17 protein-coding genes and 1 pseudogene are annotated in these 15,598 nt (G+C 44.9%); all 18 read left to right on the top strand.

Annotation, left to right across the window (positions count from 1 at the left end):
- Window positions 1–40 precede the first annotated feature (40 nt).
- Complete coding sequence (locus ACR8BL_RS14340) at window positions 41–1,165, top strand: ABC transporter permease (RefSeq protein WP_434748299.1); 1,125 nt, start codon at window positions 41–43, stop codon at window positions 1,163–1,165.
- Window positions 1,166–1,219: 54 nt separating this feature from the next.
- Window positions 1,220–1,483: pseudogene (locus ACR8BL_RS14335) on the top strand (ATP-binding cassette domain-containing protein); the annotation flags it as partial.
- Window positions 1,484–1,487: 4 nt separating this feature from the next.
- Window positions 1,488–1,898 carry a hypothetical protein gene (locus tag ACR8BL_RS14330; RefSeq protein ID WP_434748298.1) on the top strand — a complete coding sequence of 137 codons (411 nt, stop codon included), beginning with the start codon at window positions 1,488–1,490 and terminating at the stop codon, window positions 1,896–1,898.
- Window positions 1,899–2,090: 192 nt separating this feature from the next.
- Window positions 2,091–3,197 carry an Ig-like domain-containing protein gene (locus ACR8BL_RS14325; protein ID WP_434748297.1) on the top strand — a complete coding sequence of 369 codons (1,107 nt, stop codon included), beginning with the start codon at window positions 2,091–2,093 and terminating at the stop codon, window positions 3,195–3,197.
- 180 nt (window positions 3,198–3,377) lie between these two features.
- The gene (locus ACR8BL_RS14320) at window positions 3,378–3,917 is read left to right on the top strand and encodes a GrpB family protein (RefSeq protein ID WP_434748296.1); all 540 of its coding nucleotides are present in this window, start codon (window positions 3,378–3,380) and stop codon (window positions 3,915–3,917) included.
- A gap of 14 nt (window positions 3,918–3,931) precedes the next feature.
- Window positions 3,932–4,327: a DUF2809 domain-containing protein gene (locus ACR8BL_RS14315; RefSeq protein WP_434748295.1), complete on the top strand. Its 396-nt coding sequence runs from the start codon at window positions 3,932–3,934 to the stop codon at window positions 4,325–4,327.
- A gap of 29 nt (window positions 4,328–4,356) precedes the next feature.
- Window positions 4,357–4,914: a GNAT family N-acetyltransferase gene (locus tag ACR8BL_RS14310; protein ID WP_434748294.1), complete on the top strand. Its 558-nt coding sequence runs from the start codon at window positions 4,357–4,359 to the stop codon at window positions 4,912–4,914.
- A 53-nt stretch (window positions 4,915–4,967) separates the two neighbouring features.
- Window positions 4,968–5,297 (top strand): DUF952 domain-containing protein, encoded by a 330-nt coding sequence (locus ACR8BL_RS14305; protein ID WP_434748293.1) that lies wholly within the window; start codon window positions 4,968–4,970, stop codon window positions 5,295–5,297.
- A gap of 21 nt (window positions 5,298–5,318) precedes the next feature.
- Window positions 5,319–5,885, top strand: a complete 567-nt coding sequence (locus ACR8BL_RS14300) for a DUF1572 family protein (RefSeq protein ID WP_434748292.1) — start codon at window positions 5,319–5,321, stop codon at window positions 5,883–5,885.
- Between the two features lie 28 nt (window positions 5,886–5,913).
- Window positions 5,914–6,507 carry a histidine phosphatase family protein gene (locus ACR8BL_RS14295; protein WP_434748291.1) on the top strand — a complete coding sequence of 198 codons (594 nt, stop codon included), beginning with the start codon at window positions 5,914–5,916 and terminating at the stop codon, window positions 6,505–6,507.
- Window positions 6,508–7,350 carry a DUF2785 domain-containing protein gene (locus ACR8BL_RS14290; protein WP_434748290.1) on the top strand — a complete coding sequence of 281 codons (843 nt, stop codon included), beginning with the start codon at window positions 6,508–6,510 and terminating at the stop codon, window positions 7,348–7,350.
- A 24-nt stretch (window positions 7,351–7,374) separates the two neighbouring features.
- Window positions 7,375–8,172, top strand: coding sequence for a 5-oxoprolinase subunit PxpB (pxpB, locus tag ACR8BL_RS14285; RefSeq protein WP_434748289.1), 798 nt, complete (start codon window positions 7,375–7,377; stop codon window positions 8,170–8,172).
- Window positions 8,172–9,194, top strand: coding sequence for a biotin-dependent carboxyltransferase family protein (locus ACR8BL_RS14280; RefSeq protein ID WP_434748288.1), 1,023 nt, complete (start codon window positions 8,172–8,174; stop codon window positions 9,192–9,194). Before pxpB ends, ACR8BL_RS14280 begins: the two co-directional genes overlap by 1 nt.
- Complete coding sequence (locus tag ACR8BL_RS14275) at window positions 9,194–9,973, top strand: LamB/YcsF family protein (RefSeq protein ID WP_434748287.1); 780 nt, start codon at window positions 9,194–9,196, stop codon at window positions 9,971–9,973. Before ACR8BL_RS14280 ends, ACR8BL_RS14275 begins: the two co-directional genes overlap by 1 nt.
- 46 nt (window positions 9,974–10,019) lie before the next feature.
- The gene (locus ACR8BL_RS14270; protein ID WP_434748286.1) at window positions 10,020–10,478 is read left to right on the top strand and encodes an NUDIX domain-containing protein; all 459 of its coding nucleotides are present in this window, start codon (window positions 10,020–10,022) and stop codon (window positions 10,476–10,478) included.
- 469 nt (window positions 10,479–10,947) lie between these two features.
- Window positions 10,948–11,364, top strand: coding sequence for a pyridoxamine 5'-phosphate oxidase family protein (locus tag ACR8BL_RS14265; protein ID WP_434748285.1), 417 nt, complete (start codon window positions 10,948–10,950; stop codon window positions 11,362–11,364).
- A 497-nt stretch (window positions 11,365–11,861) separates the two neighbouring features.
- On the top strand, window positions 11,862–14,141 hold the full coding sequence (locus ACR8BL_RS14260; protein WP_434748284.1) for a bifunctional 2',3'-cyclic-nucleotide 2'-phosphodiesterase/3'-nucleotidase: 2,280 nt from the start codon (window positions 11,862–11,864) through the stop codon (window positions 14,139–14,141).
- Between the two features lie 218 nt (window positions 14,142–14,359).
- On the top strand, window positions 14,360–15,424 hold the full coding sequence (locus tag ACR8BL_RS14255; protein ID WP_434748283.1) for an EAL domain-containing protein: 1,065 nt from the start codon (window positions 14,360–14,362) through the stop codon (window positions 15,422–15,424).
- Window positions 15,425–15,598: the final 174 nt, after the last annotated feature.

Here is a 15,598-nt window from a genome sequence, read left to right as displayed (position 1 = left end):
GCTTAAGCCTGCGATATCCTTTTTATTTAAGGAGTTTCTAATGATAAATATAAAGATGATGTTTAATCAGATAAAGGCCCATCCTTTTACAACATTTGTTATGATGCTTGGTTTAATTATTTCAGTTGTGTTAAGCACAGTAGGTATACAGTCAATTAAAAAATCCAGCGAGTACGTTACCTACCAACAGCAGTTTACTTTGCAAAATAAAACGGAATTGGAAATAAACATTCTGAATAATAAGGGAGAGCAAGAGTTCTTTCAATTATTTAAAGGGATAAATAACAAGACAGGTGTTATCATTAGTAATTTGTCAATGGTTACAACAGTAGGCTTGCAAAAAGTGTTGCCTATATTTTGGGATGAAGATCCAGTCCAACCATATCCGTTGCAAGAGGGGAATTACATAACAAGCCAAGATATAGAGGAAGGTCAGAAGGTGGCTTTGTTAGGAAAAAGACTACAATCCTTGTCCTATATGAAAGATGGTCAGAGATTTGTACAGTTAGACCATGAAGAGTACAAAGTTATTGGTATTTTAGGGATTGAAGGGAAGAACGTGGACTCTTTAGATGGTCAAATAATGATACCTGCAACCTCCTGGAGCAATCGCTTAAAAAAAATGATCGTTGAAAATAAACTGGTAGAAGTGAAACTATTTAATGCCAGTTCAAATACAATCGCGGACGGAAATAAAATCAAACTTAACTCTCGAAACGTAAGCGGAACATCTGTAAAAGTACTACAGCATCAAATTGATGATTCTGGCACCGCTACTATTAAAATTGATATAGAAGTGTATCTTGCTGTAATTATTTATGTGTTATCTCTTATAAATTGTATTAACATCACTTCATTCTGGATTAATGAGCGTAGGTATGAAATTGGAATAAAGAAGGCATTTGGATATACCAATTTTGATGTGATTTTCAGCATACTCTTTGAAATGTGTACCATTACATTCTTTTCTGTAATCATTGGATATATTGTGCAACTTGTTTTATTGGGATATTTGGAAAAAATAATTGATTATCCTATAGCCTTATCCTTTAGCAGTATCTATTTTTCTATATTGTTTATATTTATTTCCTCATTTGTGACATCTATTATACCTATTGTTAAAGCTATTCGCACTAAACCAGCTGAAGCGATGAAACATACGTAGAGTGGGGGAACAATGAATACTATTAAAATTATTTTTAAATCAATGATGTTGCGTAAACTTTCAGGAGGGCAGAAACAGAGAGTTGCTATTGCACGAGCTTTGGCAGCCGAAACTGAAATCATATTAGCTGATGAACCAACAGGTGCTTTCGATAAAAAAAATGGCGAAGAATTAATGAATATATTATCCGAAATAAATAATGAGGGGAAAACCGTAGTGGTAATTACGCATGATGATACTATAGCTGAATACACAAAAAGAAAAATTCAAATCTCAGATGGGGCTATCATTTTCGATAGCTTAAGTGGAGGAGTATAAAAATATGACAAGTAAAAAATGGATTTCTATTTCTGTAATTGCTTTGATTTTGATTGTTGCTATAGGAGTATGGTATGCAAACTCAAGACCTGACACATTTATAAAAGAAGCAGGAGGAAATATCTATGCAGATGATTATGAAGAGAAATTCAATGAAATAGAAAGTAAAGTGGAGGTCACCCCAAAAAAACTAACTGATTTAGTTATTAAAAGCTATGTAGATCTGGATCAAGGATCATTAAAATATGAATTATATGATCCAAATGGAGCCCTGGTTGAAAGTGAACAGATCACACAAGATAAATCGTACTCCAAAGAAATTACAGTGAAATATACACCTGGGATTTGGGTGGCGAAGTATTACATTAATAGCAAAACGAATGGAAGTTATAACGTCACATTAACTGGACAATAGATTATGAGTTCCATTTTCGGCCGGATAGCTAGAAACAAATGAGGAATTACTGTCAAACCCAATAGAGTAAATCTACTCCCAATTGTCATTTAACTTTAACCTTCGAATTTCCGATATAGGGTATAGTGGGAAGTAAAATATTGGTTAGTGAAGGGTAGTAAAACATAGGATGATGGGAGAATGAGACTGGACATGAATAGAATCAAATGGATGTTACGAGGTATGCTTGCTCTGGTTATCGCACTTACGGTTGTTGTGCCTACGTCAGTTTGGGCAGCGTCAGGTGATGTAACTTCAATTGAAATTACGGGTGCCAATCCGCAGAAGATGAATGTGGGCGAGATCACATCCTATCAGGTGATGGCGACGGTTGAAGGTTCGGATCACAAACAGGATGTTACCGAGGGAGTGACCTGGTCTACCAGCAATGCTACTGTCGCTACGATTACAAAGGGTAAAGTCAAAGCCATCGCCGCAGGCGAAGCAACGATCGTTGCTCAAGTGGACACCGTCAAAACACAGGTAGTTGTCCAGGTTCAGGATAAGATCAAAAGCATCAAGGCTTCACCTACTGCGTATACGTTTGTAAAAGGAAACGAAGGCACACTCCCGAAAGTAAGTATTACGCGAGCGAATGGTAAGCAAGAAGATGTCACATCCGATATCGTGTGGACCGTATCGAGTAACCTGGCTGTGATCGAAAACGGAAAGATCAAAGGGGTTACTCCGGGCAAAGTGGTTCTGCAAGGGAAATACGGATCAACTATCGTTAAAGTACCTATAACTGTGATGGATACCATCACCAAAGTAGAGGTTAAGCCAGCAACGATTCAGTTGAACATCAAGAAGTCCACCGCACTTAAAGTGATGGGAACGTACTCTAGCGGCAAGACGGTTAATCTATCCAAATCCGTGATATGGACATCATCTAACCCTGGTTTGGCTGAGGTGAAAAACGGTATGGTCAAAGGACTGAACGAAGGACAAGCCACTTTGACAGGTTCGTATCAGGGTCAGACTGTCACTGCGGTCGTCACTGTGGTGCCTACGCTCCAGAAGCTGATTATGGGTCAGAAAAGTCTCGTTTTGTCACCGCAATCCAGTAGTACACTGGGTGTTATGGCTCAGTATGATACAGGGAAAACAACGATGGTGACGGGAAGTGCGGTGTGGAGCAGTTCCAAACCGAATGTTGCTACCGTAACCAATGGCAGAATTGTTGCTGTAGCCAAAGGCAAAACAAGCATTACCGCCAAATGGGGCAATAAAAAAGTGACGATACCCGTAACAGTAAAATAATCAGTAAAACCATACGTCTTCTTGCCATCATAGGGCATTGAAGCAAGGTGATTCCTGCTGGAAACCTGGTACACATCAATATCAGATCAAATTGAATCCATGTATACTAAGAGGAGGCGTACTTATACGCCTCCTTTTTGAACATACCATATACAATTTATAAGGAGAGTGTTCATAGACATGACGGATCATATGAACCCTGGAAATTGGCCTGCATGGGCAACAGAACCCGTAGAAGTTGTAGAAGCTAACTCTGCCTGGAGCATGCAGGCTCAGGAGGAAATCGCACAATTAAGAGATCTTTTGCAGCATCTGAATATACATACTTTTGAGCATATGGGTAGCACATCTATTCCCGGTTTATCTGCCAAGCCAATCATTGATCTAATGGGTGAGGTGCAGTCTTGGGATGACATGGGGCTGATTGCCGAACGGTTGAATCCTGCGGGCTGGAATTATGTTCCGCCTGAGCTGGATGGCCGGGAATACAGACGATTCTGGGTCAGAGTTAAAGATGGAAAACGAGCTGTACATCTTCATCTTATGCGTCCAGGTGAGGAACGGTGGGAGCGCCAAATTCAGTTTCGTGATGTGCTGAGATCCCGTCCGGATCTGGTGAAGGCATATGCCGAGCTTGCAGACGAGAATAAAGACGATAGAGAATCGTATACAACTGCCAAAACAGAATTCATCATCAAGGTTCTGAATGGACAACTGTGAAGCATCAGAACGGGATGTCCATTAAAAACAGAGCGTTATACCTCATCGCCGTGATCATTACGATGGCTGCAGGACTGGCTTCCAGAACATATGGAGAACATTTGCCACAATGGGTGCATGAGCATTTTGGAGATGCGCTTTGGGCAGGCATGATCTATTTTGGCGTCCGTATGTTATGCATTCATTGGAGCCGTGCAAGAGCTGTATGGATAAGTGTAACGTTCAGTTGCATGATTGAATTTTCCCAGTTGATTCAAGTACCTTGGCTGAACGAGCTGCGTTCGACGTTGTTGGGAGCCCTGATATTGGGGCGTGGATTTCTCGGTATTGATTTGATTCGATACCTGATCGGTATTTTATGTGTTTATCTTATAGATCGTTTTATCCTGAGTAAGCTCATGCGCTCATGAAGTTATTTCATAAATAGGAGGTACTCTGAATGGATATCGATAAACTTTTTGCAGAATCGCCAGAATTTGAAACGGAACGGCTCTACCTCAGACGTCTTACGATGGATGACCTTGATTCATATTACGCGTTTGCGTCTGACCCGAAAGTTAGTGAGCAAAGCTTGTGGCAGTGCCATCAGACCAAGGAGGATTCCATGGGTTATCTGGAGCGGGTTTTGCGAAACTATGAGCAAAAAACGGTATATCTCTGGGCTTTTGTGCTGAAGGAAACCGGCATGCTGATTGGAAGAGGGGGTATCTTCCATCTGGATGAATTCATGCAGAGTGGTGAACTGGGATATGCCATCGGCAGCACCTGTTGGGGTAAAGGACTTGCCGTGGAAGCGATGCAGCCTGTCGTCAATTACTGCTTCGAGCAACTGGATTGTAACCGGCTGGAGGGGAAGTGTAATGTGGGCAATATTGGATCTGCGCGTGTGATGGAAAAGCTGGGCATGGTGCAGGAAGGTCTGCTGCGCAAGCAATTGAAAATTAAAGGCGTATTTACCGACCAGAAATTGTACGCTCGTATCCGGGATGATCTATAATAGTTGATTAACACGAGCTGTCTTACACAGCGACAACCAAGGAGGAAGAGTCTATGATCTACAGTATTATTTCCCGTTCAGTATGGGAGGAAGTATCCAAAGGAGACACGTATGCACCAGAGAGTCTGGAGATGGACGGTTTTATTCATTGTTCCACCGCAGAGCAGATTCCGTGGGTGGCTGGACAGTATTATGCAGGACGTACGGACCTGTTGTTACTGGGTATCGAAGAAAGGACGTTGAAGGCAGAATTGGTCTATGAAGATTTGTATGAATTGAACGAGTTATTTCCACACATCTATGGAGAGTTGAATCTGGATGCCGTAAGTAAGGTCTTGAACTTTGAACCGAATGAAGATGGCACGTTTTCTTTTCCGAAATAATTTCGAGAGGGGTTAAGACGGATGGATACGAATCAGGTCTTTTTGGAGACAGCGGAGAAACAGTTTATCTATTACAAACAGCTTGGGGAACGCGCGATGGGGCAATTGGAGACGGAGCAGTTGTTTCAAACGTGGAACGAGGACACCAACAGCATTGCGGTGATTGTGAAGCATTTATGGGGCAATATGCGGTCCCGCTGGACGGATGTGCTGACAACGGACGGAGAGAAGCCATGGCGTGAGCGGGACGCCGAATTTGTGGGTGATTTTCAGAGTCGGGAAGAGTTGCTCGCCAAATGGGAAGAAGGCTGGGATTGTCTGTTGGAAGCTTTGCGTTCATTCAATCCGGATCACATGTCGCAGATCATATATATTCGCAATGAAGGACATACCATCATGGAGGCGATTATGCGGCAATTGGCTCATTATCCCTACCATGTCGGGCAGATTGTTCATACTGCCAAAATGCTGAAAGAAAGCTCTTGGGATAGTCTTTCTATCCCAAGAAACGGGTCAAACACCTACAACGAAGGCAAGTTTTTGAAACCAAAGACAAGAAAACATTTTACAGAGGACGAGCTTGAATGAGCTTTAGAGAAAAGAGGGAACCAACACGATGACACAGATTGCGTTGATACGTCATGGCAGTACGGCATGGAATAAAGCAAAACGTTCGCAGGGACAGACGGACAACCCGCTTGATCAGGAGGGCAGAGAACAGGCGGCGAGGCTGGCGGCGAGGCTGGCTGAGGAGTCCTGGGAAGCCATCTACGCCAGTGACTTGGAGCGGGCAAGTGAAACGGCTCGTGTTATCGCAGATCGGCTGGGCATTCAGGAGATTCATCTCGACCCGAGATTACGCGAAATGGGCGGCGGACAGGTGGAAGGAACGACAGAAGAGGAACGTATTGCAAAATGGGGTGCAGACTGGGGTTCACTCGATTTGGGAAAAGAACACCCGGACGCAGGTGCTTCCCGTGGGAAAGCGGCGTTAGAAGATATTCTTCGGCAGCATCCGGAAGGGCGAGTCATCGTGGTGAGTCACGGGGCTGTTCTTCGTAATACACTGCGGTCACTGTTGCCTGAACTGGATGTCAGCGTGAAGCTGGGGAACACATCCATCACACGAGTGAACCATCAGGATCAGACATGGCAATGCGAATTGTACAATTGCAGCCTGCATCTGGAGACAGGGAAAGGAACGCTGTAAATGGACGCAATGACATTAAAACAGAAGCTACAGCAGCTTCGTGCAGTGGATTTTGCCGCAGATCAGGCAGAGCAACCCTATGATTTGGCACTGCATATGATGAAGCATATTGGAAATCCAGACCCTGTGCTGCGAGATGAACTTATTTACGTTACGCTGGCGACATGGATTGGTCAGAATGTTTTCTCAGATGAACAGCTTAAGACACTACTGCATCTGGCACTGGATGATGACCATCTCTTCTACAGAATTGGTGAGCAGGGAACGGACAGTGTGTTTACTCGGACATTTTCTGTGTTAATCCTGCCTCCGATTTTAAGCCTCGCCCGTCAGCGTTCTTTCTTACAGCGGGAAGATATGGCATGGGTTCAGCAGCAATTGACGGCGTATCTGAGAAGTGAAAAGGATGTTCGGGGTTATGTAGAGGATAAAGGATGGGCGCATGCTCCGGCGCATGCCGCTGATGCGGTTGAGGATTTAGCCCATTCAACGTATCTCGAAAGCGCAGAATTGCTGGAGCTTTTGCGTGCACTCTCGATAAAAGTAATGGAGTCCAGCAGAGCGTACATCTATGAGGAAGACCAGCGTATGGCTCAAGCAGCGGTGACAATCCTGAGTCGTAATCTGATAGGGCAGACAGAGCTTGCAGCCTGGATTGAGTCGCTTCAGACGGAAAGAAACGGAGAGGCTGAGGAAGGAAAAACCTTGCAGGAAATGAGTCAAATGAGCTTGAATATTCGAATGTTCATGCAGTCGCTTTATTTTGCTATACGAGATAAAGAGGCTGAACCGTTTCCAGCGGTTCGTTCGCTGTTATTGAAAGCACTGGACGTCAGAGAGTAAATCAACGACCAAGGGAGGTACGCCATGACCGCAATCATCTATGACTGGACAGAGAATATGTTGTCTCCACTCGGAGAGTGCGGGGTTGTCATTCGCTGCGGCGATGCGTTATCTGAAGAGGTACACCAGAGGGTGATGTGGGTATGTGCTTTCTTGGAAAAGGGATCTGTTGTGGCTGCGGTTGAATGGGTGCCATCCTATCTGTCTGTTACTTTGTTTTATGATCCATGGATGTCGTCTTATGAGGAAATAAGCAGTTTTTTGCTACAGCAGCTGAGCCGACTGAATGAACCAAAACAGCCAAATGAGCGGATTGAACGAAATGAATCGAATCCATCCATTCAACGAAAACGATCTGAAAGTTTGCAACTTATCGGGGGGATAACTTCCCCAAGGATTGTGACAATTCCGGTATGTTACGGTGGAGAGTTTGGGCCTGATCTGGTTCATGTGGCTAATCAACATGGTTTGGCGATAGAAGAAGTTATTGCGATACATTCGTCGGTGGATTACCTTGTACATATGATTGGATTTGCTCCGGGTTTCCCTTATTTGGGAGGGTTGCCTGAACAAATTGCTACATCAAGACGGGCGACACCAAGGCTTCGTGTAGAGGCAGGAACGGTAGGCATTGGCGGCACGCAGACGGGGGTTTACCCCGTATCTACACCAGGAGGCTGGCAGTGTATTGGACGGACACCTCTCCGTCTGTTCGACCCGGAAGCAAATCCGCCAAGTCTGCTTGCGGCGGGCGACGTTGTTCGTTTTCAACCCATTGTGATGCAGGAATACTTGGAACTGACGCGGAAGGAGGGGGAGTGATGGGCATGGAGATCATTCGTTCCGGCATGTTAACGACCCTTCAGGACGAAGGCAGAATCGGGTATCGCCGGTATGGGGTTCCGGTGGGTGGTGTTATGGACACGTTTGCAGCCAGAGCGGCGAATATGCTTGTAGGTAACTCCAGGCACGAAGCAGTAATTGAAATCACGATGGCTGGGCCGGAGCTGCGACTGCTGAGAAATCAGCTGATTTCTCTCTGTGGTGCGGATCTCAGTGTCACGGTAGATCAGCAACCTGTGCCCCTGTGGCGTCCCGTGTTACTGCAGGCCGGAAGTATATTAAGATTTGGTGCGTGCCGGCATGGCTTGCGTGCATATTTGGCATTTGCTGGCGGGATTGATGTACCTGAAGTGATGGGTAGCCGAAGTACGGATCTCAAGACGGGGTTTGGTGGTGTTCGCGGGAGAGCTTTGCGTGTGGCAGATGTGCTTGGAACAGGTGTCATCTCGGATGAAGTTCAACAATGGATAAGCGTAATGGAGATACAACTGGGAGAAAACAAACCTATGGTGGCTCCTGCATGGCTTTTATCAGAGAGGGAGAGACCTTCTTATTACGGTAAACCTGTCATTCGAGTGATGCAAGGTCAAGACCATTCGTACTTTAGCGCAGAGAGCGTAAAACGATTTTATGCTGAAGACTATGTGGTCTCTCCCCAATCGGATCGCATGGGGTACCGACTGCAAGGTTCACCGTTGGATCTGAGTCGACCGTTGCAGCGTTTATCCGAAGCAGTCACCTTTGGCACGGTGCAGGTACCGACAGATGGGCAGCCTATCGTATTGATGGCAGATCATCAGACGATTGGAGGATATCCCGTGGTTGCACAGGTTGCTGCAGTGGATCTACCCATTCTGGCTCAGGTCAGACCGGGAAGCCGCATTTCTTTTGAACCCGTTACGAATGAAGAAGCCCGCAGCCTTTACATAAAAAGAGAGCGAGACTTGCGACTGCTGGATCAACTGATTCGCAGGAAAATGGCCGAAATGGAGGCGCTATAATGAACACTTCTTATACGCTGGATATTAACTGTGATCTCGGTGAGAGTTATGGAGCCTACCAGACGATGATGAATTCCGATGAAGCCATCCTGCCTCTGATCACATCAGCAAATATCGCCTGTGGATTCCACGCGGGAGATCCTGCTGTCATGCGCCTGACGGTAGAGCGGGCAATGGCACATCAGGTAGCGATGGGTGCCCATCCGGGTTTGCCTGATTTGCAGGGATTCGGACGCAGACCTATGGAGATTACACCTCGGGAAGCCTATGACATGGTGGTGTATCAGATTGGGGCACTGCATGCTTTTGTCCGTGCCCGTGGGGGAAATCTGCATCATGTGAAACCACACGGGGCATTGTACAATATGGCAGTAGCTCATGCGAAGCTTGCCGAGGCCATTGCCGAAGCGGTTTATCAGGTGCAACCTGAGTTGTATTTGTATGGTCTGGCAGGCAGTGAGTTGGTGTGCGCGGCAAAACGAATCGGTGTACGCGGCGTGAATGAAGTGTTTGCGGATCGTACGTATCGTTCGGATGGCAGGTTAACGCCTCGAAGTCATGAAGGTGCACTTATAGAACAGCCTGAAGAGGCGCTAGCTCAGGTACTTCTAATGGTTCAGGACGGAGTGGTCATATCTACGGATGGAACTCCGGTTCCTATTACCGCAGATACAGTATGCATCCATGGTGACGGTGCACACGCGCTGACGTTTGCTCAAGAGATTCGTCGCATGCTGGAAGCTGAAGGTGTCACCCTGGCCCCTTATCAAGCGAAATAATATATTGATGGCATTATATGAATGAAGAATGGAGGGATTGAATACGATGAAACCCATACGAAATTCGGCTAAAGCGGTCATTGTTCAGGATGGCCGTTTGTTACTGATTCGTTTACAAGATCAGTACGGTGATGCTTATGTTTTTCCTGGAGGTGGGCAGGAGAAGGGCGAGGAACTGAAAGATGCGGTTGCGCGAGAATGTCTGGAGGAGATTGGCCAGGCCGTGCAGGTAGGTGAGCTTTTACATATCCGTGAATATATCGGTGCCAACCATGAGTTCGCCGAGTGGGATGCTGATATCCATCAGGTAGAGTTTTATTTTACATGCCATCTTGTTGATCCGAAAGCATCGGTCTTCGAAGGCTCTAATCCGGATGATCACCAGGTTGGGGTGGAATGGATTGCACTTGGGGAACTGCACAACATCCGTCTGTATCCCAAAACTATCGGTGAATTGCTGTTGAATCAGGGAGAACAACGCATATATCTAGGGGATCTTAATTAAATAACATAAATAACATTTCCAAAATTGTCACGTGGACGTTCTGGTTTAGGGATTCATCATGGGTGAGGCGGGTACACTATAAGTACAGGCGTTTGTTACAAGGAATTGTCCTTGAAACATATATCTGTATGGCTTAAATTACGGTGTCTATGTCTAATGTAAAGACAGAGCCCTTTTTAAAATCAATTACATCCCAGGATAGTTTACAGGCTTTTTGGCTTTGAACCGCTCCTACCCACTGGAAGAATTGCAGCAGTAGTGGAAGGGACGAAATCGATTCTGAAGAAGCGAAGCGCTCGCCTTTATCACCGGATTATTCACCATTAAAACATATTCAATAATAAATTCGGGGATAACAGCGATCGAAAGAACGATTCGTCACTGTAACGTCACCCTGCATAACTATGTTGGTAGCGAGCATCGAAGCCAAGCTTTCAAATACTCCCCCAAACTGAAAGGAGCAACTCCCATGAACCAGAACGAATTGGAACAAAACATTGTGAAGGCATTGGAAAATAACCCGTATTGCAGTTTCTCCACCGTAGAAAACGGCAAGCCGAAGTCCCGTTATATGGCTCTTTTCAATGATGGACTGAATATTCATCTGGCAACCAACCTTCGTACTCACAAGGTCGAGGAACTGAAGAGCAATCCAAATGTAAGTCTTCTGCTTGGTTACGAGGCCGGAGGCACCAAGGAAGTGGTGGAGATCGAGGGTACGTGTGAAGTCACCAAAAATGAAGCCTTGCGTGAGCAAGTGTGGAATGATGAATTGAAGGCATGGTTCGATGGACCTAATGATCCTAACTATGTCATTTTGGATATTACCCCCGCTCGTATAGAATATACAGGCAAAGACCATGAGCATCATGTGTGGGAGCAGTAAATTCAACCTGAATTGTAAATCCAGTAACTTCTAAATTGTAAAATCATCTTTTCGCAGGCTCGTTGTCAGGCGACGAATGAATACAGTCATAGATCAACCGTGAATGCCGTTTTTTGGCTTCACGGTTTTTTAATGGAATCCACAAGAGCATAACCGTTGTATTGATGTGATATACGTGATTTTGAATAAAAATACCCTAATGATTTCCTGTAATATCGCAAAATTTGTCGAAATGACGCATGAAAATGTAAACTTACCCGGTTATGTACGGATAACGTAAAAATAAATGCTTTTCAATGCTTTAACATTAGGATATGATTTGATATGTAAATACACGCACAGATATGAATAGATGTTCATGTGAGATTAACTAATCTGAAGACACCGATGAAAGCTCATTGGATCATCAGTATGCACAACCCATGAAATCTATTATTTTCTGTGCCTGTGTTTGCGATATGGCATGATTAATGTACATAAACCGGGAGGGGTTATTTTTGAAAAGAAGTAAGAAAGTATTAGCAAGCCTGACTGCCGCTTTCGTTGCATTTAATGTGCTTGCGGTATTTCCAGTGCCAGTATCGGCAGCAGATGCGACCAAAGTCAAATTGCGGATCATGGAAACAACGGACATTCACGATAACCTGATCAACTATGACTACTATTCCGACAAAGTGACGGATCAATATGGCTTGGCCAAAACAGCTACGCTGATCAAGAAAGCTCGTGAGGAAGCGAAGAACAGCTTGTTGTTCGACAACGGAGACTTGATTCAGGGTAACCCGATGGGTGACTATGTAGCGAAGATTGATCCTCTGAAAAAGGGCGAAACGCACCCTGTATATAAAGCGATGAACCTACTCGATTACGATGCAGGCAACATCGGTAACCATGAATTTAACTATGGTCTCGATTTCCTCGACATGACGCTGGAGGGAGCTAACTTCCCTTACATTAATGCCAATGTCTATGTGGACGATGGCGATAAAGATGAAACAAATGACAAAAACTATTTCACACCTTACCAAATTTTGGACAAGAAAGTAACCGATGAAAATGGCAAGGAACATACCATTAAAGTGGGTGTAATCGGTTTTGTACCGCCGCAAATCATGCAATGGGACAGTGCTAACCTTGAGGGTAAGGTGATTGCCAAGGATATTATTGCTACCGCGAAAAAATTCATTCCGAAGATGAAAGCTGAAGGTGCAGATATTATCGTAGCTATCCCTCACTCCGGATTTGAAGATATTCCGCAAACGGACCTGATGGAGAACTCCGTGCTGTACCTGAGCAAAGTGGAAGGCATTAATGCCATTTTGTTTGGACATGCTCACAAAGTATTCCCTAGTGCAGATTTCAAAGGTAAAAAAGGAGTAGATCTGGAAAAGGGTACAATTAATGGTGTTCCTGCTGTAGAGCCGGGCTTCTGGGGTGACCATCTTGGAATCATCGATCTGGATCTGGAGCAAGTGGACGGCAAATGGAAAGTCGTTGATTCCAAAACAGAAGCACGTCCAATCTACGATACAGCAAACAAAAAGCCACTGGTAGATGCCGATCAGGCGATTGTAAATGCGGTTCATGATGAGCACGAGGGTACACTGAAATATGTACGTGGTCCGGTTGGCGAAACGACTGCACCAATCAACAGCTTCTTCGCTTTGGTGCAGGATGATCCATCCATTCAGATCGTAACGAATGCACAGAAATGGTACGTAGAAAAGAAATTGCAAGGGACTGACTATGAGAAGGTTCCAGTCTTGTCTGCGGGTGCTCCTTTCAAAGCAGGCGGACGCTCCGGTGCTTCCTATTACACCAACATTCCTAAAGGTACGATCGCGATCAAAAACGTAGCAGACCTTTATGTATATCCGAATACGGTACATGCTGTAATGGTCAATGGCGCTGAATTGAAAGAATGGCTGGAATGGTCAGCAGGCCAGTTCAACCAGATCGATCCGGCTAAAGGCGGCCAACAGCAACTGATTAATATGGACTTCCCGACGTATAACTTTGATGTTATCGATGGTGTAACCTATCAGATTGATGTAACTCAACCGGCCAAGTATGACAGCAAAGCAACCGTTGTTAATGCATCGGCAAGCCGGATCAAAAACCTGAGCTTTGAGGGCAAACCGGTCGATCCAGCACAAAAATTCATCGTAGCAACGAACAACTATCGTGCGTCTTCATCCAAATTGGCTAACCCGGACGGCAAACGTATCGTTCTGGCTGCACCGGATGAGAACCGTCAAGTGATTATTGATTATATTCGTGAGAACAAAACGATTAACCCTACAGCAGATGGCAACTGGTCACTGGCACCAATCAAACCTTCTGCAGGGGTAACCGCCGCAGCATTGAATGACCTTGAAGTGGTATTTGCTTCTTCCCCGGATGCCAGAGATCTGGTGGAAGCTAATCCGGCCATGTCCTTTATTGGGACGAATAAAGATGGGTTCGCAGAATACGGATTGAAACTGACGGGTGAAGCAGCAACTACGCCAAAACCAGGAACAAATCCAGTACCAACGCCGAAACCGGAGCCATCACCAGCGCCAACGCCGAAACCATCACCGGCACCAACGCCTAAACCGCAGCCGGAGAAGCCAGCAACGAATAACAAAGTGGTATATGTCGTGAAAAAAGGGGACAACCTGTACCGCATCGGCTTGAAATATGGTGTGGACTGGCGTGTACTTGCAAAAACAAACCAGATCTCAAACGTGCATAACCTGAAAGTTGGACAAAAAGTTGTTATTCCTGCTTCATAAAGTTTAACAAAGAGTTCAGCCAAAAAGACTGGCAGTCATCAGACTGCTGGTCTTTTTTGTGGCAGGAATGAATATATATGTTTCTATATACGTCATAAAGGAAGTCATCAAAACAATAGAGATTAATTTCAAGACCCATGATATACTGTTTACAAACTTTGGGTATAAACGTAGTAACATTAATGATGTAGCTTGATAAACTGGCAAGGGGGTCCTACATGAATTGCAGTGGCTGCAGTCCAATCTATCCGATAGAAGGTCAAGGTACACTGTACCTGCGTCCCGTCTCCCCTGCTTTGCTGGAAGCGCTACAAACCAAGGGAAGGCATATCGAACATTCAGAAGAGATGCTCTGGTTCCATGTTTCAGATATACAAGGGTTGCAGGATGAGATTGAAGAGATCATTCATATGGAGAAGATATTATCGATTTCCTTGACCATTCAGTTGAAATCTACTGCGGATACATTGGTGCATGATCATGAGGGTGAGTGGATTAGTTTATCCATGCAGCACGCCAGGATCAAACATGCGGATATCGTTTCCACTATTTTGGAACGACAGTTCAGCAGTTATATGCAACCGATTGTAGATGCCTCAGAGAGTATTATCGGATTTGAGTTTTTGCTTCGTCCAGCGGAGCATGGAAGAGCATTTAGCTCGTATGAATTGTTTGAAGTGGCTCGCGAAACGGGATTGCATTCTTTTTTGGATCGAACTGCTCGTATTACGGCGATTGAAGCAAGTGCCAGATACCTGCCTCGTGGTGTGAAACGTTTTGTGAATTTCCTGCCTTCTTCTATTTATAATCCCGAATATTGCCTGACACATACATTTGAGGCGATTGAACGTCTCGCTCTGGATCCCAAGGACTTCGTTTTTGAGGTTGTGGAAACCGAACAGATTCAACAGCTGTCTACATTACAGCATATTTTTGAGGTTTATCGTTCTCGCGGCATGTCGGTAGCTTTGGATGATGTAGGTGCAGGATACTCAACGATCGAGCTAATGAACCGGTTAGAGCCGGATTTTGTCAAAATAGATCGTAGCCTGATTGATCATTGTGATCAGGATCGAATGAAACAGCAGAAGATTCTGAATATTGTTGAGGTAGCCAAGCGATTTGGCGGCAAAGTGCTGGCCGAGGGAATCGAACGAGTGGAAGAGTTCGACTTCTGCCGCTCGGTTGGAATCGAACTGGCACAAGGTTATTATTTCGGTAAACCTGCAGCATATCCTCCAGATGGTCCGTACTCAGATCCATCATACAGAGCGGCGAGATAACCGCTTTTACTTTTTTTATCATTGCAGATTAACATTACAGCATAAGTCACTTTCCCCTTGAAGTGGCTTTTTTGTTGTGAACTTTTTTTTATTCAAAAAAACCTCGTCATTGGCCGATATATAGTATAGACCAATAGAAGTTCATACATAGGTGGGAGAATGGCTTCATAAAAC

The organism is Paenibacillus amylolyticus (assembly GCF_051136285.1).
GTDB lineage: Bacteria > Bacillota > Bacilli > Paenibacillales > Paenibacillaceae > Paenibacillus > Paenibacillus amylolyticus_F.
Note: the sequence above shows the minus strand (reverse complement) of the source record. Positions and strands in the feature narration are given on the sequence as shown.

Coding starts and splice junctions, on each gene's coding strand:
- ACR8BL_RS14265 (WP_434748285.1), top strand. CDS start 10,948: ATGAACCAGAACGAATTGGAACAAAACATTGTGAAGGCATTGGAAAAT.
- ACR8BL_RS14290 (WP_434748290.1), top strand. CDS start 6,508: ATGGACGCAATGACATTAAAACAGAAGCTACAGCAGCTTCGTGCAGTG.
- ACR8BL_RS14305 (WP_434748293.1), top strand. CDS start 4,968: ATGATCTACAGTATTATTTCCCGTTCAGTATGGGAGGAAGTATCCAAA.
- ACR8BL_RS14325 (WP_434748297.1), top strand. CDS start 2,091: ATGAATAGAATCAAATGGATGTTACGAGGTATGCTTGCTCTGGTTATC.
- ACR8BL_RS14300 (WP_434748292.1), top strand. CDS start 5,319: ATGGATACGAATCAGGTCTTTTTGGAGACAGCGGAGAAACAGTTTATC.
- ACR8BL_RS14295 (WP_434748291.1), top strand. CDS start 5,914: ATGACACAGATTGCGTTGATACGTCATGGCAGTACGGCATGGAATAAA.
- ACR8BL_RS14315 (WP_434748295.1), top strand. CDS start 3,932: ATGTCCATTAAAAACAGAGCGTTATACCTCATCGCCGTGATCATTACG.
- ACR8BL_RS14310 (WP_434748294.1), top strand. CDS start 4,357: ATGGATATCGATAAACTTTTTGCAGAATCGCCAGAATTTGAAACGGAA.
- ACR8BL_RS14280 (WP_434748288.1), top strand. CDS start 8,172: ATGGGCATGGAGATCATTCGTTCCGGCATGTTAACGACCCTTCAGGAC.
- ACR8BL_RS14340 (WP_434748299.1), top strand. CDS start 41: ATGATAAATATAAAGATGATGTTTAATCAGATAAAGGCCCATCCTTTT.
- ACR8BL_RS14275 (WP_434748287.1), top strand. CDS start 9,194: ATGAACACTTCTTATACGCTGGATATTAACTGTGATCTCGGTGAGAGT.
- ACR8BL_RS14255 (WP_434748283.1), top strand. CDS start 14,360: ATGAATTGCAGTGGCTGCAGTCCAATCTATCCGATAGAAGGTCAAGGT.
- ACR8BL_RS14270 (WP_434748286.1), top strand. CDS start 10,020: ATGAAACCCATACGAAATTCGGCTAAAGCGGTCATTGTTCAGGATGGC.
- pxpB (WP_434748289.1), top strand. CDS start 7,375: ATGACCGCAATCATCTATGACTGGACAGAGAATATGTTGTCTCCACTC.
- ACR8BL_RS14330 (WP_434748298.1), top strand. CDS start 1,488: ATGACAAGTAAAAAATGGATTTCTATTTCTGTAATTGCTTTGATTTTG.
- ACR8BL_RS14320 (WP_434748296.1), top strand. CDS start 3,378: ATGACGGATCATATGAACCCTGGAAATTGGCCTGCATGGGCAACAGAA.